This is a genomic window from Bacillota bacterium, from assembly GCA_040757205.1.
In the GTDB taxonomy this organism is placed as follows: Bacteria; Bacillota; Desulfotomaculia; order Desulfotomaculales; family Desulforudaceae; genus Desulforudis.
The window spans coordinates 1-22857 of the sequence record JBFLXL010000003.1 but is presented as its reverse complement, the minus strand read 5'-3'; the positions used below and the strand labels follow the sequence as shown (position 1 = coordinate 22857).

At 61.8% G+C, this 22857-nt stretch carries 23 protein-coding genes and 1 tRNA gene; 4 read left to right on the top strand and 20 right to left on the bottom strand.

The genetic code is table 11. From position 1 onward, the window contains the following. The first annotated feature begins 19 nt into the window (after positions 1 to 19). From AB1402_02915 to AB1402_02905, 3 genes are all read left to right on the top strand, one after another. Complete coding sequence (locus AB1402_02915; protein ID MEW6540554.1) at positions 20 to 142, top strand: hypothetical protein; 123 nt, start codon at positions 20 to 22, stop codon at positions 140 to 142. Positions 143 to 419: 277 nt separating this feature from the next. Further along, complete coding sequence (locus tag AB1402_02910) at positions 420 to 1391, top strand: reverse transcriptase/maturase family protein (GenBank protein MEW6540553.1); 972 nt, start codon at positions 420 to 422, stop codon at positions 1389 to 1391. 124 nt (positions 1392 to 1515) lie between these two features. Beyond that, positions 1516 to 2121 (top strand): YkgJ family cysteine cluster protein, encoded by a 606-nt coding sequence (locus AB1402_02905; GenBank protein MEW6540552.1) that lies wholly within the window; start codon positions 1516 to 1518, stop codon positions 2119 to 2121. Here AB1402_02905 and AB1402_02900 read toward each other — a convergent pair. The 4 genes from AB1402_02900 to AB1402_02885 form a co-directional block, all read right to left on the bottom strand. Then, positions 2104 to 2553, bottom strand: a complete 450-nt coding sequence (locus AB1402_02900; GenBank protein MEW6540551.1) for a cytidine/deoxycytidylate deaminase family protein — start codon at positions 2551 to 2553, stop codon at positions 2104 to 2106. The genes AB1402_02905 and AB1402_02900 overlap by 18 nt on opposite strands. 204 nt (positions 2554 to 2757) lie before the next feature. Continuing rightward, the gene (locus AB1402_02895) at positions 2758 to 3054 is read right to left on the bottom strand and encodes a DUF3243 domain-containing protein (GenBank protein MEW6540550.1); all 297 of its coding nucleotides are present in this window, start codon (positions 3052 to 3054) and stop codon (positions 2758 to 2760) included. Between the two features lie 258 nt (positions 3055 to 3312). After that, on the bottom strand, positions 3313 to 3525 hold the full coding sequence (locus AB1402_02890; protein ID MEW6540549.1) for a hypothetical protein: 213 nt from the start codon (positions 3523 to 3525) through the stop codon (positions 3313 to 3315). A gap of 1148 nt (positions 3526 to 4673) precedes the next feature. Further along, positions 4674 to 5270 carry an HD-GYP domain-containing protein gene (locus tag AB1402_02885; protein MEW6540548.1) on the bottom strand — a complete coding sequence of 199 codons (597 nt, stop codon included), beginning with the start codon at positions 5268 to 5270 and terminating at the stop codon, positions 4674 to 4676. A 325-nt stretch (positions 5271 to 5595) separates the two neighbouring features. Here AB1402_02885 and AB1402_02880 point away from each other — a divergent pair, with 325 nt between their 5' ends. After that, entirely contained in the window at positions 5596 to 8376 is a 2781-nt protein-coding gene (locus tag AB1402_02880; GenBank protein ID MEW6540547.1) for an HAD-IC family P-type ATPase, read from the top strand. Here the strand turns inward: AB1402_02880 and AB1402_02875 are convergent, their stop codons facing one another. The 16 genes from AB1402_02875 to AB1402_02800 all read right to left on the bottom strand — a co-directional run bounded on the left by AB1402_02875 (position 8377) and on the right by AB1402_02800 (position 22592). Further along, complete coding sequence (locus AB1402_02875; protein ID MEW6540546.1) at positions 8377 to 10326, bottom strand: cation-translocating P-type ATPase; 1950 nt, start codon at positions 10324 to 10326, stop codon at positions 8377 to 8379. It lies immediately after the preceding gene. A gap of 29 nt (positions 10327 to 10355) precedes the next feature. After that, complete coding sequence (locus AB1402_02870) at positions 10356 to 10787, bottom strand: MarR family transcriptional regulator (protein MEW6540545.1); 432 nt, start codon at positions 10785 to 10787, stop codon at positions 10356 to 10358. A 231-nt stretch (positions 10788 to 11018) separates the two neighbouring features. Next, positions 11019 to 11171, bottom strand: coding sequence for a DUF1540 domain-containing protein (locus AB1402_02865; GenBank protein MEW6540544.1), 153 nt, complete (start codon positions 11169 to 11171; stop codon positions 11019 to 11021). 107 nt (positions 11172 to 11278) lie between these two features. Continuing rightward, complete coding sequence (locus AB1402_02860; protein ID MEW6540543.1) at positions 11279 to 11902, bottom strand: ATP-binding cassette domain-containing protein; 624 nt, start codon at positions 11900 to 11902, stop codon at positions 11279 to 11281. Then, on the bottom strand, positions 11892 to 12845 hold the full coding sequence (locus AB1402_02855; protein ID MEW6540542.1) for an ABC transporter ATP-binding protein: 954 nt from the start codon (positions 12843 to 12845) through the stop codon (positions 11892 to 11894). Before AB1402_02855 ends, AB1402_02860 begins: the two co-directional genes overlap by 11 nt. Positions 12846 to 12928: 83 nt before the next feature. Next, entirely contained in the window at positions 12929 to 13801 is an 873-nt protein-coding gene (locus tag AB1402_02850) for an ABC transporter permease (protein ID MEW6540541.1), read from the bottom strand. Further along, complete coding sequence (locus AB1402_02845) at positions 13798 to 14829, bottom strand: ABC transporter permease (GenBank protein MEW6540540.1); 1032 nt, start codon at positions 14827 to 14829, stop codon at positions 13798 to 13800. Before AB1402_02845 ends, AB1402_02850 begins: the two co-directional genes overlap by 4 nt. A 9-nt stretch (positions 14830 to 14838) precedes the next feature. Further along, positions 14839 to 16452, bottom strand: coding sequence for an ABC transporter substrate-binding protein (locus AB1402_02840; GenBank protein ID MEW6540539.1), 1614 nt, complete (start codon positions 16450 to 16452; stop codon positions 14839 to 14841). A gap of 456 nt (positions 16453 to 16908) precedes the next feature. After that, positions 16909 to 17598 carry an HD-GYP domain-containing protein gene (locus tag AB1402_02835; GenBank protein ID MEW6540538.1) on the bottom strand — a complete coding sequence of 230 codons (690 nt, stop codon included), beginning with the start codon at positions 17596 to 17598 and terminating at the stop codon, positions 16909 to 16911. Positions 17599 to 17858: 260 nt separating this feature from the next. Further along, complete coding sequence (locus AB1402_02830) at positions 17859 to 18188, bottom strand: DUF2325 domain-containing protein (GenBank protein ID MEW6540537.1); 330 nt, start codon at positions 18186 to 18188, stop codon at positions 17859 to 17861. Between the two features lie 276 nt (positions 18189 to 18464). After that, positions 18465 to 18647: a hypothetical protein gene (locus AB1402_02825; GenBank protein MEW6540536.1), complete on the bottom strand. Its 183-nt coding sequence runs from the start codon at positions 18645 to 18647 to the stop codon at positions 18465 to 18467. A gap of 138 nt (positions 18648 to 18785) precedes the next feature. Further along, complete coding sequence (feoB, locus tag AB1402_02820) at positions 18786 to 20831, bottom strand: ferrous iron transport protein B (GenBank protein ID MEW6540535.1); 2046 nt, start codon at positions 20829 to 20831, stop codon at positions 18786 to 18788. A 35-nt stretch (positions 20832 to 20866) separates the two neighbouring features. After that, positions 20867 to 21136 (bottom strand): FeoA family protein, encoded by a 270-nt coding sequence (locus tag AB1402_02815; protein MEW6540534.1) that lies wholly within the window; start codon positions 21134 to 21136, stop codon positions 20867 to 20869. A 3-nt stretch (positions 21137 to 21139) separates the two neighbouring features. Beyond that, complete coding sequence (locus tag AB1402_02810; GenBank protein ID MEW6540533.1) at positions 21140 to 21382, bottom strand: FeoA domain-containing protein; 243 nt, start codon at positions 21380 to 21382, stop codon at positions 21140 to 21142. A 288-nt stretch (positions 21383 to 21670) separates the two neighbouring features. Continuing rightward, positions 21671 to 21746: transfer RNA gene (locus tag AB1402_02805), tRNA-Cys, on the bottom strand. 162 nt (positions 21747 to 21908) lie between these two features. Next, positions 21909 to 22592 (bottom strand): AbiV family abortive infection protein, encoded by a 684-nt coding sequence (locus AB1402_02800; protein MEW6540532.1) that lies wholly within the window; start codon positions 22590 to 22592, stop codon positions 21909 to 21911. Positions 22593 to 22857: the final 265 nt, after the last annotated feature.

Sequence of the window (22857 nt, the reverse complement as noted above, 5' to 3'; positions counted from 1 at the left end):
GGGGAGACGGCCATAGCGCTTGCCGATCCGGGGCGGCAACTGGAACAACACGTCCAACGCCGGGGTGTTTGCCCTGAACTTGAACAACGCCCGCTCGAACGTGAACACGAACATCGGCTTCCGCGCCGCTCTACCCTGCTAGCCAGAAGTTGCTGGCTCATCGGGCCAGCATCCAGCGCGCAGGGGGTAAAGGGGCCTTCTTCCTTACCGCGCCCGCGCAAGACGGCCGGTAAAAAACTGAATTGCCGGGAAGGCAGTTAGTAGCCCTGCGGGACGAACGGTGCCACGCCCGGCCCCTTATCAAAAAGGGGGACAATGCAATTAAGCGCCACGGGAATCTTTATCCGCAAATATATGATTTTGAGAACCTGCTGGCAGCATACAAAGAGGCCCGGAAAGGCAAACGATTCCGCCGTGAGGTGTTGGAGTTTACGCGCAACCTGGAAGAAAGCCTGATTAGTATTCAGAACGAGCTAATCTGGCGCACATATCGGGTCGGCCAGTACCGGGAGTTTTTCGTTTACGAACCAAAAAAGCGGCTGATAATGGCACTCCCCTTCCGGGACCGAGTGGTGCAATGGGCCATATACCGGGTTCTAAACCCGGTCTTTGACAGGCGTTATATTGCGGATTCATTCGCCTGCAGGGCGGGCTACGGCACCCACAGGGCTGTTGACCGGCTGCAGCACTGGCTTCGGTATCTAGACCGCAGACCTGGCCGAATCTATGTCCTAAAACTTGATATCAGTAAATATTTCTACCGGGTCGATCACGACACGCTGCTCAAGATCCTGGGGCGGATCATCAAAGACCGGGACCTGATGTGGCTTTTGGAAAGCATCATCAGGGCAGAGAACACAAAATTCGGCCTGGTGTTGGGCGACCATTCTTTTCAGCGGGAGCGGGTGGCGGAATGCGGCATGCCGATCGGCAATCTGTCATCCCAAATGTTCGCCAATCTCTATTTGAACGAGCTGGACCAGCACGCCAAGCACGTGCTGAAAGCCCGGCACTACATTCGCTACATGGATGACGTGATCATTCTGCATCCAGATAAGCGGCGCTTGTGGCGGCTTAAGGAAGAAATCAGCGCCTTTCTACAGGATCAGTTGCGTCTGACGCTCAACAACAAGACCACCGTTCGGAGTGCAGACCAGGGGGTCGATTTCTGCGGATACCGCACCTGGCCCACGCACCGCCGGCTCCGCAAGACTACCGCCAAGAAGATGCGCCGGCGACTCCGGTTCTTGAGCCGGGCTTACGCCCGGGGCGAGGTCGGCCTTGAGACGTCAAACGCCAGTGTGCAGAGCTACGTTGGGCTGTTAATGCACTGTAATAGCTACCGGTTGCGGGAGAGTGTTTTTGGTGGGCTGGTGCTGCGCCGCCAGTAATTGTGAGAAATATCGTGAATGCTGCGTCACGCTACGGCCACCCCTAACGCTAACGAGGTCAGCACAAGCGTTTCTAGGAATTACCAGAAAATCCATCCAACACACCGAATCTTTCGCATTCGGTGTGAGATTTTTTCGCACTCGGCGTGAGAAGCTACACCTGGAGCGGCCCCTTGACCGGGGCCGCGCGCCCGGCCGCGGCGCCTGCACGGGCTGCGACCGCTGCTGCGCCGAGCGATTGCCGCTGACCTGGATCGACTGCTTAAACCTCAAAGCCGCCGTCGCCCCCGAAGCCGGGTTGGCGGACTTTTTGGCCGCCTACGCACACGTGCTGGTGAACGGGCCGGCCGTGGACATCATTCTGGCCGCCGGCGCCGATGGAAGCTGCTGTCTCCTGGACCGCCAAAACCGGACCTGCCGGGCTTACCACGCCCGGCCGCTGGTGTGCCGGACCTTCATCTGCTGCCCCTCCACCGCCCGCGCCCGCCGCCTGCGGGCCGTCCTGACCAACCGCGGCGAGGACGAACTGGTGCGGCAGTGGCTGCTGGACGCCCGCCGCTCACGCCAACCCCCGCTCATCCACGAAGGCTCGAGCCCCCGGCCCCGGCTGGGGGACTGGCCTCCCACCCCGTTCGCCGGCTGTTCTTCTTATCGCGAGGTGACCTTGAAGGCGGTCTGCCCGCCGGGTTTGTGGCGCGCGCTTACGGCCGGTTCAACCTTCGCGCACTAAGCACAGTTGGATTCCGGCTTCCTCCAGGAGGTCGGCTGAAAACTGGTCTGGATACCCAAACTGGTAGATGATCCGGCGGACCCCGAGCTGCACCAAGAGCTTGGCGCAGGTGAAGCACGGGAAGTGGGTGACGTACAGGATGGTGTCGCGCCCGTTCAGGCCGGTGATGGCCAATTGTAAAATGACGTTCTGCTCGGCGTGCAGAGCCCGGCAGATTTCCTGGCGGTGCCCGCTCGGCACCCCCAGTTGCTCCCGCAAGCAGCCGCCGCGCTCGTCGCAGTGCGGCAGACCGGAAGGCGGGCCGTTGTAGCCGCTGGCGATGGCCCGGTTGTCGCGGACCAGCACGGCACCGACCTGCCGGCGCAGGCAGGTGGAGCGGCGGGCCATCAGGTGCGCCTGCTCCATGAAGATTTCGTCCCAGGTCGGTCGCACGGGCGGAATACTCCTCTCCCCGATGGTCTGTTTTTACCTAACCGTATCATAACACAGAACGAGGTCCGCGAAGCCCGGAAAAAGCTGCGCCGCTTCCTGGAACGGACGGCCGCGGAGCACGGCCTGTTCCTGTTCGCGCCGTAACCGTCCCCGCGCGGCGACACCGGTCGCAAAAGACCAGCAGCGCGGATTTTCGGTTTAAATTCAATGGTTGTCGGATTGCCTCGCGGTGTCCGCCGGTCCCGGGCGGCCGGCGTCGTTGTCGAGCATCCGGGCGAACAGGGCCGCCAGGGCCCGCTTTTCGCTCTCATTGCCCTGTTCCCAGAGTTCCTTGATCAGGCGCTGTTCCCGGTTTCCGGGGTCGAAGTGGTCGGCCAGCACCCCGCCGATCCGGTAAGCCACTTCTTCGATGAATCTATCGGGCACGCCCACCGCTTTGGCGGCGTGCACCGCCGTCCCCAAGAGCCGCTTCCAGTCGTGCCATTCGACATTCGTTTCCACTTGGAAATCCCCCCCCAGCGCAAGTCGGGCCAAAAGCGTCCGCTTTCATTGTACCCCGCGGGCCGATTATCATTCGGCTGTGAACCAGCTTCAAACCGGCCAAATTCGCCCCGTTTTAGCGATACTCCCGACACAAAAGACAGAGGACCGGGCGTTATGCCTGATCCTCTCGATTTGGAACGGTTTTCAGAAGAAGTCGACGGACGTACCGGAGAGGACCGGGCGTTATGCCTGATCCTCTGGAGCCTGGATGGTTTGCTAGTCGGCCTGGGTTTCGGTTTTGACGTGGCCGACGTGGTTCATCAGGTCATGAATATGGTTGTCCAGGTTTGCCAAGTGGTCCTTCAAGTCTTGCAGGTAGGTGCTGTTGCAGTTGCAGGCTTCCAGGTCCTTGGCAAGATGTTCGACATCGTCGTGCAGGTGACGCAAGTCGGCTTCAATGTGCAGGATGTCGTCAATTAAGCGGCCCATTTCTTACATTCCTCCAAATCTCATTCTCTTTGCAAGCGTTGGCGCCAAACAAGGCTCGTATGCAAACATTTCCACTTTTGATGGTATGCTTGGCCGACCACCCCCTCCCTTTTTCCCATAAATTAGCGGTTGCTGCTCCGTGCCCACGCGCGGGCTTTTTGCCTGGACCCTGTAACCAGCCGGCCTGGATATCCTTAGATTATCGGTAGATTATCGGTGCACGGATATCACCCTGACTCCTGTTCCGGTGAGCTGCGCGTCGTATCCACCTCAGCCCCGCATTCGGGGCATATCCACGCACTTGCGGCGGCCGCGCTGTAGAGGAGTTCGTTGCAGTTGGGGCATACTCTAAGCTCCATCAGCAACCCCTCCCCTACCCGGCGCGGAGCCGGCCACGTCCTTGCTCAGAGGCTGTCCCACAGTCGGTCCGCAGTCCTTTCTGCCCGGAATTGTGCCTCCATTGTCGCGCCGGAGGCCTTTTCAAGACCTTGTATTATTACCGCTCTCTGACAGCTGCCGGCAATAGGCAGCCATTTTCTGCACCGTCCGGGCACTCAGAACATACCGCAACCCATAGGCGTCTCGTCTAGCAACCTCTTCTTCCAGACCCAAAACACGGACTAGAAAGTTTTCGATCGGGTCGGCGTGCTGTTGAAACTCGGCGCTTTGTTCCTCCGTCTCCACATTCCTGTGGCAGCGGCAGCCCGGACCGCCTGCAGTTGTCCCGGCCATTTTTTGCAGTTGTTGGTACGGCTCCACACGCTTGTTGCAGCGGCAGCCCGGACCGCACTCAGATTTGTGAGGTCTTAATGAAGACCTGATGGATGTGCTGCTCTTAACCAACACGTTTCCTCCTTGGGATAGCAGTATTATCTAAGCACCCACTAATATTATTAGTGGTACCTAACTATAATTGATTATATGCTTGCCTTTTTGGTATTGTCAATAGGTTTTCACTCCCGCCAAGCACCAAAAAGGAGCAGTCAGGCTGTGACAAATAGCGCTGGTGACAATAGCGGCGCCTGACGGAACCAAAGCTTTATCCCCGTTAATAACAGCAGGTGCGGCAGCTGTGGCCGGAAAAAGTCCGGAACCCCCCGCCCGGGGGAGGTGGAACAGGCGGGAGTCCCGGACCGGAATGGGAGTGACTACCCGATCATCCTGTTAGAAAAAAACCGTTCATCCCACTGTCGCCATAGATCTGCGGCCGCATCCGCCACCACCGGATCAAACTGCATACCCTTGCCGATGCTGACCTCCGCCAGACAGTCTTGCGGGCTTAACGCCGCGCGGTAAGGCCGGTCGGAAGTCATGGCGTCGATAGCGTCACACACCGCGATCAAACGAGCGCCTAAAGGGATACCTTCTCCCTTCAGACCGGCCGGATAGCCCTTGCCGTCCCACCGTTCGTGGTGGTGACGTATGATTCTGGCCACGTCCCTCAGACGACGGGACTTACTCAGGATTTGATATCCGATCTCGGGATGCTGTTTCACTTGCGCCCACTCGTGGGGCAGAAGCTTGTGCGGCTTACGCAGGATGCCGTCCGGCACACCAATCTTGCCGATATCGTGCAGATGGGCGGCGATATGCACCGTTTCCAACTCTCGGCCCCGGAGACCGATCTTGCGCGCCAAATCGTAGGTCAGGCTGGCCACACGCTCGGAATGCCCGTGCGAATACGGATCTCTGGCTTCCAAAGCGGCAGTCAGGCATTCAATGGCGTCGTGGAAAATCGAGTGCATATTAAATCTCCAATAAAATCCCAAACCATCCGGCCTCCCTAGTCGCGTCCGCCTCCCGCTGTGCGCGGTCGCCCATCGTTCCGACCAAATATAAGCGGCACAAACTGCCGCATCTTGGCCAGGACCATTTCATTAGGTATGCGCCGCCATGAAACACCCCTCCCGGCTGCCGGTTTCAGCACTATTCCTCCGCGGCAGTCCTTGTTAAGCATGACTTATATGATTAGATGCGCCTAATGTTTTATTGTAATAATATGCCTGCCTTCGCGGGGTTGTCAATAGCTATTTTTATTACTAGAATCAACTTGATCAAGGGGTGTTCGGGATGGTTGATGACCAGCAAGTGCGGTATTACGCGCTCTCCGTCGAGGAGGCGCTGGCCGAATTGAAAACCACCGAAGAGGGGCTGACGCCGGGTGAGGTCTCCCGGCGCCTGCAAGCGTACGGGCCGAACGAACTGGAACTCAGGGCACGCGGCCCGCTGGCCCGCTTCCTGCTGCAGTTCCACAACCCGCTGCTCTACGTGCTCATGGTGGCCGCGGTGGTGGCGTTTGGGCTGGGCAAGCACCTGGATTCCTGGGTGATCCTGGCGGTGGTGCTGGCCACGGCGATCATCGGCTTTATCCAGGAGGGCAAGGCCGAGGGGGCGATCGGCGCCCTGCGGCGGATGATGGTCCCTCAGTGCCGGGTGCTGCGTAACGGCGAGGCGCGGACGACGGCCACCCGTGACTTGGTGCCCGGCGACGTGGTGCTGCTGGAGGCCGGTGACCGCGTGCCCGCCGATCTGCGCCTGATCGCCGGCAAGAACCTGGCGCTGGACGAGGCCCTGCTGACCGGGGAGTCGGTGCCCACCGGCAAGCGCTTCGAACCACATGACCACCACGGGCGCCTGCCGCTGGGCGATCAGCGGAACATGGCCTTCAGCGGCACTTTCGTGGCTCGGGGCGTGGGGCGCGGGGTGGTGACGGCCACCGGCCCGCGCACCGAGATGGGAAAGATTTCGGGCCTCATTACCGGTACGCAGAAGTCCACCCCGCCTATTTTGAAAAAGATCGGCGAGTTCACTAAGGCGATCATGATCGGCATCTTCGCGCTCAGCGCCGTGAACTTCGCCCTGGGGCTGCATCTGGGTTACGAACTCGGGTACATCTTCCTGGCCTCGGTGGGCATGGTGGTGGCCATGGTGCCCGAAGGTCTGCCGGCGGCCCTGATCGCCGCCTTCTCGCTGGGAGTGACGGCCATGGCGCGCCGCAACGCCTTGATTCGGCGCCTGCCCGCCGTGGAAACCCTGGGCTGCGCCACGGTCATTTGTTCCGACAAGACCGGGACACTGACCAGGAACGAGATGACGGTGCGCGAGGTGTTCGCCGGCGGCCGGAGCTACGTGATCACCGGCGTGGGTTACGAACCGCGGGGCGAGTTTAAGGACGAAGACGAAAACCTGATCGCGTGGCCCGAAAAACAAGCACCGGATCTGTTCGCGACCTTGCGCGCCGGCTACCTGTGCAACAACGCCATCCTCAACCAACCAGGCGCCGAAGGCGGCGGCGGCAACGCCGCCAATAGCGGCAACGGCGCGTACGGCATTACCGGCGACCCCACCGAAGGCGCCTTGGTGGTCGCCGCCCTCAAGGCGGGCATCAACGGCCGGGACGAGCGCCTGGACGAGATTCCGTTCGATTCGGAACTGCAGTATATGGCCGTGTTGGTGCGCGCAAGCTCCCGGGAGAACATAATCTACGTCAAGGGTTCACCCGAGCGGGTGGTGGCGATGTGCGCCAGCCAATTGGAGGACGGCATCACCACCGACCTCGCCGCACGGCGGATCGTCGCCGAGGCGGACAACATGGCGGCCGACGCGATGCGGGTCTTGGGCATGGCTCAAAAGTACGTTCCGGGCCACGTGACGTCCATCACTACCGACGACCTCACCGGAATGGTTTTTTTGGGGCTGCAAGGAATGATCGACCCGCCCCGGGAGGAAGCGGCGGCGGCGGTGAAGGATTGTCTCCGGGCCGGGATCCGGGTGGTGATGATCACCGGCGACCACGCCCATACCGCCAGGGCCATCGCCACTCAGTTGCAGATCGGGTTGGGCGAGGAGCGCACGGTGACCGGATCGGAAATTGAGGTCATGAGCGACGATCAACTCTACGCGGTGACCGAATCGGTCTCGGTGTATGCCCGGGCGGCCCCGGAGCACAAGTACCGGATCGTGCAGCAGCTCAAGCGGCGTGGCCACGTGGTGGCGGTCACCGGAGACGGGGTGAACGATGCCCCGGCGCTGTCGGCCGCCGACATCGGCATCGCCATGGGTATCACCGGCACCCAGGTGTCCAAGGAGGCGTCGGACATGGTGCTGGCCGACGACAACTTCGCCAGCATCGTGCGGGCCGTAGAAGAGGGACGGCATACCTTCAACAACATCTGGAAGGTGATTTTGTTCCTGCTCCCCACCAACGGCGGGCAGGGACTGGCGGTGCTGGGCGCGGTGCTGCTGGCGCCGCTGGTGCCGGTGTTTGCCCTGCGCCTGCCGGTGGAGCCGATCCAGATCCTTTGGGTGAATCTGGTCATGGCCGTGGCCTGCGCCATCCCGCTGAGCCACGAGCCGAAGGAGCGGCGTATTTTGGACCGCCCGCCGCGGGACCCGGCGGCCGCGCTGGTCAACCGGTTGTTCATCTTGAAGGTGGCCATCGTGTCGGTGGTTTCGGCGGGTGCCGCGCTCACCATGTTCCTGCTGTACGTGAACGGTGCCGGCGGCCACCCCTCCGGCACCGTGCTCGCCCAGGCCCAGACGGTGGCTTTCACCACCATCGTGATGGTGCAGTTGGCCTACCTGGGCACCGCACGGTGGGTCACCGCCTCGGCCTTCACCATGAGTCCGTTTTCGAATCGCTGGCTCCTGGCGGGGGCGTCGTTTACACTGGGGCTGCAGTTATTGATTGTCTACAGCAAACCGCTCTTCGGCTTCAGTCCGTTCCGAACGCTGCCTTTCCCGGCCGAATGGTGGGTGTACATCGCACTGGCGGCTACGCCCGGCTTCCTGGCCGTTGAACTGGAAAAACTGGTGCGCCGCCGCCTGAAAAGCGGCCGATTAGCCGAATAATTATGTGGCGGCAAAGCCCCGCCCGGGCCGGAAGGCGATGAGACGGACCGAGTTCAATATCACCAGCACGGACCCGATGTTGTGGGCCACCGCCCCCATGATCGGGGTCAAGAAGCCTGCGCCGGACAGAACCAACGCCAGGACGTTGAAGCCGACGGCAAAGACAACGTTAAGGTTGATGGTGTTCATTGTGGCCCCGGCCAGGCGCAAAAGGTACGGCAGCCTGGTAAGGTCGTCGTTTAAGAGCGCGATGTCCGCCGCTTCGATAGCCACGTCCGTCCCCATCGCCCCCATGGCGATGCCGATATCGGCCGCGGCCAAAGCCGGAGCATCGTTGATCCCGTCACCGACATAGGCCACCGTGTGGCCCCGGCGCTGATATTTCTTGATCTGTTCCAGCTTATGCTCCGGAAGGAGCCCGGCCCGGTATTCCCCGATGCCGCCGGCCGCAGCCAGGTGCGCCGCCACCGCCTCGTCGTCCCCGGTCAGCATCGGCACTCTTTTGATGCCCGCATCCCGGAGAGATTCGACCACGGCGGGGACTTCCGGACGCAGCACGTCCTGCAGGTAAATCACACCGACGGGCAGGCCGTCTTCTTTAACCACCAGCGCCTTTATTCCCCTCGGTGGCTTCAGCCCGGCAAGTCCTTCGGCCTCCGCCGCGGCTTCTCCGGGCCCGAAACCACCCACAAAGACCCGGCGGCCGCCGACCAGGGCCTCCACGCCGATTCCAGGGGCGCTTTTGAACCGCTCGGGTTCCTCCGGCGCCAATCCCCTTCGTCCGGCCGTATCCACAATCGCCCGGCCCAGGGGATGTTCGGAGTACTTCTCCACCGCGGCCGCCGCGGCCAACACCCGGTTTTCCGAAGCGCCGCCAAGCGGGACTATCCTGGTCACTACGGGCTTCCCGGTCGTGAGGGTGCCGGTCTTGTCGAAGACCAGCGCGTCGACCTGGGCCGCCCGCTCCAGGAAAGCACCGCCTTTGATGAGGATGCCGTTGCGGGAGGCGTTACCCAGCGCCGCCACGACCGCCGTGGGCGCGGCCAGGATGAAGGCGCAGGGACAGCCGACGATCAGTACCGTAATCGCCCGGTGGAGGTCCCCGGTGAACAGGTACACGGCGACGCTCAAGCCGATGATGACCGGGGTGAAATACTTGGCATAACGGTCTATGGCTCTGAGAATCGGCGCTTTCTGGCTTTCCGCCTCCTGCACCAGTTCGGTCAGCTTCCCCAGAGTGGTGGCCGCGCCTGTTTTGAGGGTTTGGACCACGACCATGCCCGCGTAGCTGACCGAACCGGCAAAGACCATGTCTCCCGCCGCTTTCTCCACGGGCAGGCTCTCCCCGGTAAGGGATGATTCGTTGAAGGTGGCGTGGCCTCGCGTGACTTTACCGTCCACCGGCACCTTTTCCCCGGAACGAATAAGAACGGTGTCGCCCGGCTGGATTTCCTCCACCGGGACCGAGACCTCGGCTCCGTCGCGTATGACCACGGCTTTTTCGGGGCTGAGCTGGACGAGGGCGTTGATGGCGGAACGGGACTTTTGCGCCGCATACTCTTCCAACAACGCGCCCAGAGTCATGATCAACGCCACCACTGCCGCCTCCAAATAGTCGCCGATGAACACCGCGGCGATGATGGCCAGGCTGACCAGCTCGTCCACGTTGAGTTCCTTGTTCAAAAGCCCCCGGACAGCACCGAGAATGATCGGCCCTCCCAGGACGGCCACGGCCAGCAGCAACGACAGGTCCGCCGGAACGGGGTAGCCGTTTCCGCCAAGAAAATAACCGGCCGCGATCAGCAAAGCCCCCGAAAGAACCCGGTAGAATTCGTGCATGCGCAGCAATTCGCGGTACTTACCGTCTTTATATTTGCCGATCACCGGTGAAGAATGGCGTTTGCAACCGCAGCCTGCAGTATACTTACTGTCTTTATATCTGCCGATCACCCTGCCGGCACACTCCTTTGCGAGTAAAGTTAAAAGGTTCCGGAATTGATCTTCTTGAGGACGGCCAGGAATTGCCCGATTTCGTCCTCGGAAAGGTCGGCGGCCATTTGTTCGGTTAGGTGCCGGTGGTATTGGTGGTGTTCCTGATAAGCATCCTCCCCCTTCTTGGTTAAGACGATCAGGTTGACCCGCCGGTCTTCCTTGATTGTTTCGCGCCGCGCGTAATCCTTTTTCTCCAGCCTGTCCACCGTAACGGTGGTGGTTCCGGTGGTCACCCCCAGCTTTTGCGCCAGGCTTTTCATATTCATTTTGCCGTGCTGGCCCAAAACCTCGATGGCGTGCGCCTCTGAAACCGTCAGGTCGCCGGCCCGGATCACCGAGCTTTCCCACGAGGCAAAACCGTTGAAAAAGAGCACCAACTCGTCCGTCAACTCTTCCAGAATTTTCTCGGTCGGCTCCATAGACCACCCCCCTTTCGTTGGATATTGATACTGTTTGATAATCAAACAATAACACAGGCGTTCTAGTCTGGCAAGCAAAATTTTTTGGCGGCCTGCGGCGCTTGGCCGCCGCCCGCCGGCGAGAAAAAGGGGACAGTCCCCCTTTTTTCGCTCGAAGGGGCGGGAGGAGTGGAAGAAGTGGGAGAAGCCGGCCCGGTGCGGGTCGGCTTCTCCAATCGGCTTCTCCTGTGCTCAGCTTTTCGGTTTAAAGGTCTCACACTTGGTTTGATCGGAGTTCTTGGCGTTACTGAGCTGTGCGTCACGGGCCACCTGAATCATCGATGCGCTACACATGACGTTTCGGTTGTAGTGACATTCGGCAACGCTGCACTTGATATCGGGCATAATGCTCCACCTCCTTCCGAAAGCCTTTAGTTATTCTGACCATGGAATTATGGAATTATTCGGGGCGGCGCGCCATAGAAGACCTTGGGCGCGCAACAAGGCGCGTTTCACCATGTGGCGGGAAGAACAGGGCGAGATTTCAGGTCCACTGTCCGGTGGCACAGATGTTCTATCAGCGGCCGGTCGTGGCTTATCACCAGCACGCCGAGATTCCGTTCCCGCACCAGGCCAAGCACCACGTGCCAGATCTGTGCCTGGGTGACGGCATCGAGCATGGTGGTTATCTCGTCGGCAATCAGGTAGCGGGTCCGTGGCCCGAGGGCCCGCGCCAGGCAAAACCGCTGCAGTTCTCCCGCGGAAAGCTCATTCGGCCACCGGTTGAACCACCCCGGCTCGATGCCGAGCGCCGCAAGCAGCTCCGGAAGGGGTTCCCAACCCTCGGTGAGGGTGTCCCGCATGCGCCAACGCGGGTTGACCGCCTTTTCAGGGTGTTGGAACACCAGCTGGACGGGGTTGTATCCGGTGGCGGGCAAGGGAGCCCCGTCCAGTTGGACGGTACCTTCGAGCGGGCGTTCATACCCGGCAAGGAGGCGGGCCAGCGTGGTCTTGCCCATCCCGCTCGGGCCGGCAAGGCCGACGAGTTCGCCGGGCTCGACCGCCAAATCCACGCCCCGCAGAACCCACGGACCGCGCCGGTAACGGAAGCCTATTCCCCGTGCTTCAAGCGGCATGGAAGCACCTCACCATCCCGCCGCGCAGCGCCCGGAACTCGGGCCGCGCGGCGGTGCAATCGGGTGTGGACCCGGAACAGCGCGGCGCATAGAGACACCCGGGCGGCAGTTGATCCGGAGTCGGTTGGGCGCCGGGCGTCACGACAAAGCCGTTTTGCGGCAGCGCGCGCCAGAGGGCGCTGCTGTACGGGTGGCGCAGAGCCCGGCCGTCACCGGCGAAGTCCGCCGCAGCAGCAATTTCCACGGTGGCGCCCGCATACAGGACGGCGACGCGGTCGGCGACCGTGAGCGCCCCCTCTATGTCGTGGGTGATGAGCATCACCGCCCTACCTTCTCCGGCCAGTTCGCGCAGGTGGCCCAGCGCTTCGGCCACCGCCGCCGGATCCAGCCCCGGCGTCGGCTCATCGGCGATGATCAGCGCGGCGCCGCTGATCGTAGCGGTGGAAACGAGCACCCGGCGGGCCATCCCGCCCGAGAGCTGGAAAGGGTACAGCCTTTCGACCTCGGGCGCCAGGCGGTACCGCGCAAATACCGCCCGCTGGGCGGCGGGCGCGTTTCCGTCGGGCGCCGCCGAACGCACCTGCCCCCCCACCCGCCAAAGCGGGCTGAGAAAACTCACCGACTGCGGCACCAGCGCGATATCCCTCCCGCGCAGCGCCACCTGGCGTTCGGGCGTGAGGTCGTCGTCCGCATAGCGCATGGTTCCGGTCACCCGGGCGTTGCCCGGCAAGATGCCGAGGATGGCGTGGGCCAGCAGGCTTTTGCCCGCACCGCTCCCGCCCACCACCGCCAGGACCTCGCCGGAGCGGACCGTGAGGCTTAAGCCGGTGACCGGCCTTAAGGTTATCTTTTGGAGACCGCGGGCATCATATTGTTCAAACGACACCGAAAGGTCTCGAACCTCCAGAACCGGCTGAAATTCGGGAGCTTTGTGGATAATCATTGTAGCACCTCCGGGTATGGACCGCACCTTGGGGGCGGCGGTCGCCGAGCTTTGTGGGTAATCATCGTAGCACCTCTCGCTTGTTACTCGTGCGCGGTGCGCGGGTCGGCCAGGGCGCGCAGATTGTCGCCGAGAATGTGGAAGGCGCGCACCATAATCAGCAGGGCCAGGCCCGGAAACAGGGCCAACCACCAGCACCCGGCCTGAAGATACCGCATCGCTTCCGACAGGATAACGCCGACCGCCGGCTGCTGGGGTGAAAACCCGAAACCCAGGAACGTGATCCCCGCCTCGTGCAGGATGGCGTGTGGAAACAGCAATACGAATCCCACGAGGATCTGCGGCGCCACGTGCGGCAGCAGGTGTCGCCGGGCGATCCACCAGCGGCTCCGGCCCAGCCGGCGCGAGACCTGGACGAACTCGGCGGTGCGCAGTTGCAGCACTTCGGCTCTGATGACCCGCGTCAGGCTCGGCCAATGGGTAAGGGCGACCGCGAGAATCACGCCCGTGGCCCCGCCGCCGAATGCAAGAGCAATGAGAATCAACACTAATAGATGAGGCTTGCTCAAGAATAGATCGACGAGCCAGGTGACGGCGCCGTCGACGATGCGGCCCAAAGTAGCGGCGGCCATCCCGAGGGTGACGGCGATCAGCACGCTTACGGCGGAGGCCAGGACGCCGACTACCAGGCTCAAGGTGAGTCCCTGCAGCGTGCGGGTCAGCATGTCCCGCCCGAGCCAGTCCGTACCGAACGGATGCGCCAGAGAAGGCGCCAGGTTCCGCTGGTCCAAGTTTGTGCCGAGCATCTCGTCGCCGCGCAGCACCCCTCCGGCCACCACGCCCAGCAACAAGGCGGCCGAAAGGACAATGACCACCAACGTCCGCTGCCGGCGGTTAAGCCCCGGCAGGCGGCCGGCGCGGGAGTGCTTGACGGCCGCGGCATCCGCACTGCTCATACCGAACCCTCCAGTCGTATCCGGGGGTCGACGAAGCGGTAGATGATGTCCGCCAGCAGGTTCCCCACGAACACGAACACCGCGCCGAACATGACCGCGCCCAGCAAAAGCGGCACGTCCCCGCGCAAGCCCGCCTGGACGACGGCCTGCCCGAGACCGGGGTAGGCGAACACCTGCTCGACAAGGACGGCCCCGCCGAACAACTCGCTCAAACTCGCAAACTGCAGGGTGACGGCCGGCAGGGCCACGTTACGGACGCCGTGCCGCCACAGAATGGCCGGTTCGGACTCGCCCTTGGCCCTGGCGAACAACACGTAGTCGCTGGCCAGCACCTCTACGAGTTTTTGTCTTGTGTGCAAGGCCACGGCCGCCACGCCCAGGATGCTCAGGGTCACCGCGGGCAAAACCAGGTGCCGCAGCCGGTCGCCCCACGTCACTTCCGCGGACAAAACGCCCACGGGAACCCCGAGTCCCACCGGGGCCCAGCCGAGCCACACCGCAAAAACGAGCAACAGCAACAGGCCCAACCAGAACAGCGGGGTCGAGGCCAGGGTGTAGCAGTACCACAAGATGACGCGGTCGATCCAGGTACCTTGCCGCGCACCCGCAATAATGCCCAAGGCGAACCCCAGCAACCCGGAGAGCAACCAGGCCGCTCCCATGAGCGTCAGTGAAGCGGTGAACCGCTCCAGAAGCACCTCGCTCACCGGCTGACGAAAGATCATCGAGGTGCCCAAGTCGCCGTGAGCAACCGCCGCCGCCCATTTTGCAAACCTTTGCAGCGGCGGGTCGTCCAGGCCCCAGTATGCGGCAATGGCCGCCCGCTGCTCGGGGCCGACCAGCATCACGTCGGCGTCGACGTAGGCGTCCACGGGATCGATCGGTGAGTGGCTGACGAGCCAGTAGGAAAAGACGCACACCGCCACCAGCAGCGTTCCCAACCGGAAGCTCCGGCGCGCGGTGAACGCGATGAATACCAATGCGTCGTGCGCACCGCGCGCGATCCGCGTTTGCTCTTCGAGCCGCATCTTCATCGCCTATTTCTTCCAGGTCCACTCGGCAATGTTCGCCAGAAACGGCCAGCCGTGCCCGTGCGGTTGGATTCGCTGCCGGCCGGTGTCAAGGTCCTCTCTGACGAAGTAGCAGTGATCAAGGTTCACCAACCAGGCCCACGGCGCGTCGCCCCTGGCGCTCCAACCCGTCGTGCCGTCCCACTGGGCCTTCTTCCAGTATTTGTTCGCCGTGTTCTCGTCGGTTGCGGCCAGCGCCTTTTCCATGTAACCGTCCACCACCGGGTTGCTGTAAAAGCCGGCGTTGAACCACCCGACTCCGGCTGTTTTACTGCTGTAAAGGTTGTACGTCTCCAGCGGATCGTGACTGCCCCAGCCGAAAAGCACCGCATTGGCGTGCATCATCCTCTTGATGTCGTCCCAGCTCTTTCCCTCGACCCTGATGTCAATCCCCAACGGCTTGACCATGTCCGCGACCGCAAGGGCCAATGCCTGGCGGGTGGCGTCGCCGGCCGGATGGAGCAGCGTGAACCTGGCCTGAAGGGCGCCTTTCTCCAGAACACCGTCACCGTTGCGGTCTTGCCAGCCTCCTTCGGCCAGCAGCCGTTTCGCCTCTTCGGGGTCGGCATCCTTGATCACCGTTTCCGGGTTCCACCAGGGCAGGTGGTCGCACGCGGTGTAGGCCGGACTCCCGAAACCTTCCAGCACACCGTCGACAAGCGCCCGCCGGTCGACAGCCACGTTGACGGCTTTGCGGATGGCGACGTCGGCCGTCACATCGTTTCCAACCGGATGTCCGTCCGCAGTCTTACGCCCGGACGGTACCGACGGGAACCCGATGCCGCGGTTGTCCACACTATCCACGGCCAGGAGGCGCATTCCGGGAACTCCACGTATGGCGAGACTGTGGGGCACGTACACAACGTCAACCTGCCCGGCTTTGGCCGCGGCAAAGGCCGCATCCTCTTCCAAAAACAGAAAAGTAAGCTTCTGGAAATATGGCTTGGGTCCGTAATACAAGGGGTTAGCCTCGACGATCAATTGCTGTCCCTTGTCCCACTGCACGAATTTGTAGGGACCGGAGCCGACGATCGGATTTTGGGCGTAACCGGGCCCGTGAGCGTGTTTCGGCACGATTCCGGTGGCGATCAGCGGGCTTAAGAACAGCGACTGCGGTTCCTTTAGCTTGAACACAACGGTCTTGTCGTCGACGGCCTCGGCGCTTTCCAGGACGGTGAGGTCAACAACCCCGCCGCTTTTCGCGGCCGAGTCGAAAGTATACGCGACATCTGCGGCCGTCACCGGATGACCGTCCGAGAACTTCGCGTCCTCACGGATGGTGACCGTCCAGGTCAGGCCGTCGCTGCTTACTTCATACCCGGTGGCCAGGTCGTTGACTACGTTGAGGTCGTTATCGCGCGCGAGCAGCGTGCTGTGAAAAATCGGCTGCCCGCGCCGGCCCCATCCGGTGGTGGGGTCAAAGCCGCCACGGGGCTCGCGGCTGATGGCCAGCACCAGTTCGTTTTTCAGCGCCCCCGTCGAATCGGCCCCCGTGCCCCTCGGCCCCGCACAACCGGCAACCGAGCCCGCCGCCAAAGAGATAGCCAGCACCAAGGCAAGCACTTTTCGGTTTATGTTCATTCCCCACACTCCCCTTCAAACTTAAGGTGGACCCCCATTGTCAAGACAAGTTTTTGCCTACTGCGGTTTAAGCGCTCACCCTCCCCTTCGCAACTCATCCGCCCCCGGCTACATCCCGGAAAAGAGTCGCAACCACCCCCTGCTAAATAGAAAAAAGAGGCCACATCCCCAAATCCGAATGGGGATGAGGCCTCCTTGACCCCCGTAACTCGTGCTTTACTCCCGGCGGGCTATTGAATTACGAACCGCCGCCCACAACACGTACGACCTTCCGCGCGAATCAACCACACCGACCCAAGATTCCATACCTTGCCGTGCGGTGTTTCGCTCATTTTATCACCGCGTCGCGGCGAAGTCAACCCCCTTGTATCCTGACTTTGGGCGATCATCAGCTCCTTTTTGCCGGTCACAGAATATCACACCTGGTTCAAGCAAACCGGTTACCTGAAACAAAGGTCAGGCAATGGTCCGATAATACTCCCGAAACTCGGTGCGCAGCGGTTTTTCAAGGACCAGGCGCGCCAGGCGAGCGTCGAACTGGCGGCCGCAACCCCGCAAGACCTCTTCGGCGCACTGCTCCCAGGACAGCGCCTTCCGGTAGGGCCGGTCGGTAAGCATGGCGTTAATGGCGTCACAAACGGCGATGATCCGGGAACCCGGCGGAATGGCCGTACCAGCCAGGCCTGACGGGTAACCGCCGCCGTCCCACCGCTCGTGGTGGTACAGCACGATGCGCGATACCTCCGCCAGTGCCGGAGAAGAACGCAAGATGTCGCTCCCGAGAACCGGATGCCTCTGTACGGTCTTCATCTCCGGCTCCGTCAACCGGCCGGTTTTGAAGAGGATGGCATCCGGGATGCCGATTTTCCCGATATCGTGCAGGTGGGCGGCGATGTGCAGGGTTTCCAGGTCCTCTCCGGCCAGCCCGGCGGCGGCGCCCAGCCGTACCGCCATATCGGCCACCCGCGACGAATGCCCGGCGGAGTAATGATCCCGGGTGTCCAGGGCCGCCACCAGGCATTCGATGGTGTCGTGATAGACGTCGTACAAGTCGGGCTTTTGCTCCTGCGGCACGGCGGGGACGGTTGCGGGCGCGGCACCCATGCAGCACGTGCACCGGGAATTTTCGGCGACTAATACCCGCAAGACCCATCTCTCCATTTCCGAGTTTCTCTACGACGTTTGCCGGACCTGACGTCCCCTTGCCGAGACAAACCTGGCTACATCACCATCAGATCCAGTCGGGCGACCATCCCCAACTCGTAGGCGCTCCGGTCAACGGCGGGCGGGACGACGCTACACACCATCAGATCCGGCCGTGCGACCATCCCCAAATACGGTTTTGGTGTGTTCTCCTTCGAGCGCATTGCTACACACCATCAGACCCGGCCGTGCGACCATCCGCCTCAGGCTCCCTTGGCGCGGCGGGGACAGCTTCCGGCACCGCAGCACTCATCGCACAGTACCCGGTCCATCTCGCTTTTGATGTGGCACCAGGCACGACGCGCGAAGACGGTCCGGCAAGGTCCATTCCGGCAGGTTCCCTTGATCTTCCGGGCCAGCCCGTGGTTCACGTAGTCCGTTAAGACGAGCACGACATCCACGTTTTGGGTGACCTTAAGCTCCAGGTCGCCCTTTTTGCGCCCGGAAACGTGCCGGATATCCTTGAATCCGAGACGGCGCAGGTTGTCCAAAATGCTGCCCAGCCTGTCTCCGCCGATGATCAGAATAGACATCTTATAACCCCCCGCATTTAGTAAAGGACCTTAATAATATTAAGGTACCTTAACTTTATCCCTAGTTTATCCGACCCGGCCGAGCTTGTCAATGAAAACCCCGCAAGAAAACGAAAAATTTTCTGCGGACCCGCCCACCAAAAAAGGGGGACAGTCCCCCTTTTTTGCCGAGTAGATGTGATCCTCGCCCTGACGGCTACAGCGATGTAGCCTTCTGCACTGAGCAAGAAAAAGGGGGACTGTCCCCCTTTTTCTTGCTCTTTTCTTTGCTCTGGTTTAAGACCGGTTCCGGTCGTCCGAGCAATGCTTTTCGGTGCCTGTGCGCCCGCCGCAGCCCGAGCCCGAGCCGCAGCCGCAACCGGACGACGAACCGTCTTTGGGGTTCATCTTGCCCCGAAACTGCAAACCGATGAGCACGACCGCCGCGATGCCGATGCCGACGATAACCACCGTTTCCACGCTACCCGCCTCCCGTCCTCAAACATGCCCAAAAAGAGGCCTGGCCCCTTTTTCCGCCGCAGCCCGGGGCAAGAAAAGGGGTCTGGCCCCTAACACTTTTTCCGTCCTCAAACAAAAAACCCGCGGCGCCGGCCCGGATCAACCGAGGCCGAGCAACCGCCCGCCCTGGTAAACCAGAAAGGCCATTACCCAGCCGAGGGTCAGGCTGTAAGCCACCGCGAAACCGGTCCAGCGCCACGAATTGGTCTCTCTTTTGATGGTGGCGATGGTGGCCGCGCAGGGAATGTAAATGAGGGACATCACCATGAAAGCGTAGGCCGAGAGCGGCGTCCAGTAGGTCTGAATCGCCGCGGCCAGCCCCTCCTCCCCGATGCCGTAAACCACGCCGAGCGTGCCGACCACGACCTCCTTGGCCAGCAGGCCGAAGATGAGGGCGGCCGCCGCTTCCCAGGTGCCGAATCCGAGCGGCGCAAAGACCGGCGCCATGAAGCCGCCGATGGCGCCCAGATAGCTCTCCCGGCCGGCGAACTCCGCGCCGGCGGGCAGACTGGCCAGAACCCAGACAATGATGACGACCGAGAAGATGACCGTCCCCGCCCGCTTGATAAAGGCCCAGCCCCGTTCCCACATGTGGATGAGCACCCCTTTGAGGGTGGGCACCCGGTAGGGGGGCAGTTCCATCACGAAGGGCGACACTTCGCCCTTGAACAGGAAGCGCTTGAACAAAACACCCATCACAATCGCCAGGACGATCCCGAGAAGATACAGGGAAAAGATGACCAGACCCTGATAGGCGGCGAAGAAGACGCCCACAAAAAGCACGTAAACCGGCAGCCGGGCCGCGCAGGACATCAGCGGGGTGATCAGGATGGTGATCATCCGGTCACGCCGGTTCTCCAGGGTGCGGCAGGCCATAATCGCCGGCACGTTGCAGCCGAAACCGACCAAAAGCGGAATGAAGGACTTGCCGTGCAGCCCCAGCCGGTGCATAAAGCGGTCCATGACGTAGGCCGCGCGCGCCATGTAACCGCTGTCCTCGAGCAGGGAAATGGCGAAGAAGATCAGGAAGATCGGCGGGATAAAGACCAACACCGAGCCGACGCCCCCGATGATGCCGTCGGCCACCAGAGAAGCGATCAGTTCGTTGGCGATGAGCGCTCCGGCACTAGCGCCCAGCCACCCGAAGAACGCCTCCACGTAACCGATCAGCGGGTCGCCCAAAACAAAGGTGAATTGGAACACCGCATACATGGACAGGAAGAAAATTGGTATGCCGAGAAGGCGGTTGGTCACCACGCGGTCGATCCGGTCGGAGACGGACAGGCGGTCTTCGACGGTGCTCTTGCGGGTCACCGTTTCCCTGATCAGCCCCCCGATGAACCCGTAGCGCCGGTCGGCGAACAGGGATTCCGGGTCCAGTCCGGTTACACGCTCAATGTGCGCGGCCACCTCGTCGCGCAGCTTAATGATCTCGCCGGCCCGCGGGGATTGCATCACCCGGCCGTAAATGCTCTCGTCACCTTCCAGCAGCTTGACGGCCACCCAGCGCCCGGGCAGGTTCCGGATTGTCTCCACCCCGGCCAGGGCCGCCTCCAGCCTGGCAATGCCCGGCTCGGCCTCTTTGCCGTAGTTCACCGTGAAGGCCCGGCCCGGTCCTTTCCCGGCCGCACCGACCGCCGCGGCCACCAGTTCGGAAGTGCCCTTGTTGCGCACGGCCACGGTGGGCACCACGGGCACGCCCAGGATTCCGGCAAAAGCCTCCAGATCAATCCTGATCTGCTTCTTTTCGGCCTCGTCAAACATGTTCAGGGCAATAACCACATTGGCGCCCATCTCCATGAGCAGGGTGGTGAGGTACAGATTGCGCTCCAGGTTGGAGGCGTCGACGATGTTGATCACCAGGTCCGGTTCTCCGGAGAGGATGTAGTTCCGGGCCACCGCCTCGTCCTCCGAGAAGGCCCCCAGGCTGTACGTGCCCGGCAGGTCGACCACCCGGACGACCACATCGTCCCGGATGTGCCGGCCTTCCTTTTTCTCGACCGTGACCCCCGGCCAGTTCCCCACGTGCTGCCGCGCCCCGGTCAGGTTGTTGAACATCGAGGTCTTGCCGGAATTCGGGTTGCCGGCCAGACCGACGGTAATCTCTTTCGGTGCTTTCGCCGCCGCTTGGCTTGACTGCACCATTTCGCCCCCCCAATGAATAAAATTCAAATCACTCGCTATTTGACCGGCGACCGACCATCCATTTCTCGACCATCCAGTTCTTCCACCATGATCTTCTGCGCAGCTCCCCGGCCCAGTGCCACCCGGCCGTCACCAAGGGAAATGATCAGCGGGCCGCAGGACTGGCTTTGCACCACCCTTACCACGCTGCCCCTGACGAACCCCAGTTCGCCCAACCGCCGGCGGAGTTCCTTCCCGCCGCTCACCTCCCGCACCACGGCCTCCCGGCCCGGTGCAAGGAACCCCAGAGGCAGTACCGAACTCAACACTTAATCCACCTCCACCGTCACCGCCTCGGCCTCCCGCCGGCGCAGGGTCAGGCTGTAACCCTTCACCAGCACCTCAATCGGATCGCCCAGGGGGGCCATCCCTTTCAGCCTGATTTCGGTACCGGGCACGAGGCCCATTTCCAGAATACGCCGCTTGAGAAGGCCGGAACCGACCACGCCGACAACCCTGCCGCCGTCCCCGGGCCGGAGCTTGTTGAGCGTTTTCGCCTCTTTTGCGTCCATCCCCGCCTCACCCCTTAATAAAAACTAGGCAAAACCAATGATCTGCGGTAACGTTAATAATCTTAGATATATATAATCTTCAATGAACAGATTACCCCGCCAGCACCGGATTGTCAATAGGGATTTACCCAAAAATCGTTGAAACCATCAATTTTTCGGTTGTCGTCAACCCTTCAACCGCCGGCGGGTTTTACCGCGGGTTAATGGCCTTTGTCCTCGAAAGCGACCTTGAAAAAACAAGACGGCAAGGACTGCGAACCCGCAAATCCTTGCCGTTCTTATCTTCTTTGGAGGCGGCGGGCGGAATTGAACCGCCGAATAACGGTTTTGCAGACCGTCGCCTTAGCCACTTGGCTACGCCGCCCCGGTGAAGTTCAGTTTACCACAACCGGCGCCAGGTTTCAAGGTGCTCGGGCTGATCGGCTGATCGAGACCGATCGGGCGCCTCGAAGGTAGGCGTCGGTCCCGGGCTGATTGCCGCCGGGCTTCGGCGTTTTGCAGTGCCGCCGACATAATCGCCGTCCGTCTAGCCCCTGATCTGCTTGAGTTCTTCGGTAATCCACCGCTGAATCTCGCTGAACTCCTCCGGGGTCACCGTACGGCGGATCGCCCGGATCGCTTCGGCGTAACGGTCCAGGTTGCCGAGAAGCACTTTCTTCAGGCCGTCGACCATATGCCGGGCCAGTCCCTGCACCGCGGTCACCAGTTCCGGGTCGCACCCGGACGGGCCGGTGAAACCCTGTTCATCGTCGAAGTCCACGTAAAGGGCCCGTTGCTTCCAGCGGTTCAAGCCTTCCAGGTTGTCGATGCCGCCGATCCACGGTTCAAGTCGTTCCATATGGCTATGAAAGTCCTGAATGATTTTATGTATGCTCTTGTTGCGCATCTCGTCCGCGAAGACGTGTTCATTCAGCCCCGCAAACTGAAAAATGACCAGGGGGAAGGAGTAGAGCGCCGAGAGCTTGGCCTGGTGCGTCTTGCGGACGTGGTGGAAAGACTCTTCGCCTTGGTTGGTGTGGGTCAGGGAGAAGGCCAGCCCGTTGATGCAGATCAGCTTGCCCAGTTCTTCCAGAGCCAGCACCGCCAGCGCCAGGGACCGCTCCAGGTGCCCCGCCCCGTACAGGAGGTCCGACTCCTGAACCAGCCGGTCCGCATTCTCCAGGCAACTCCGCAAACCCTTGATCAGCTGGCTCTCGTCGAAAGAAAACACCTGACCCCACCCCCTGCAAAAACCGCCGCCTCACTTGTAGCATAACGCACCGCCCTGGGGCCGGGCAACCTCACCATCTTCAGATGCGCGAACCTCTTCCTGAAAGCTGACCAGCATAACGCACCGCCCTAAGGGGCCGGGTGTTGCTGCCGGAGCTATTTGTCACTGATTGACGCGTGCCAATGGCACTCGTCATTGCCGGGAGTGGATGGCACCGGGAGCCGTGACAGTTGACGTTCCCGGCCCCCGGACCTCTTGGATCGAG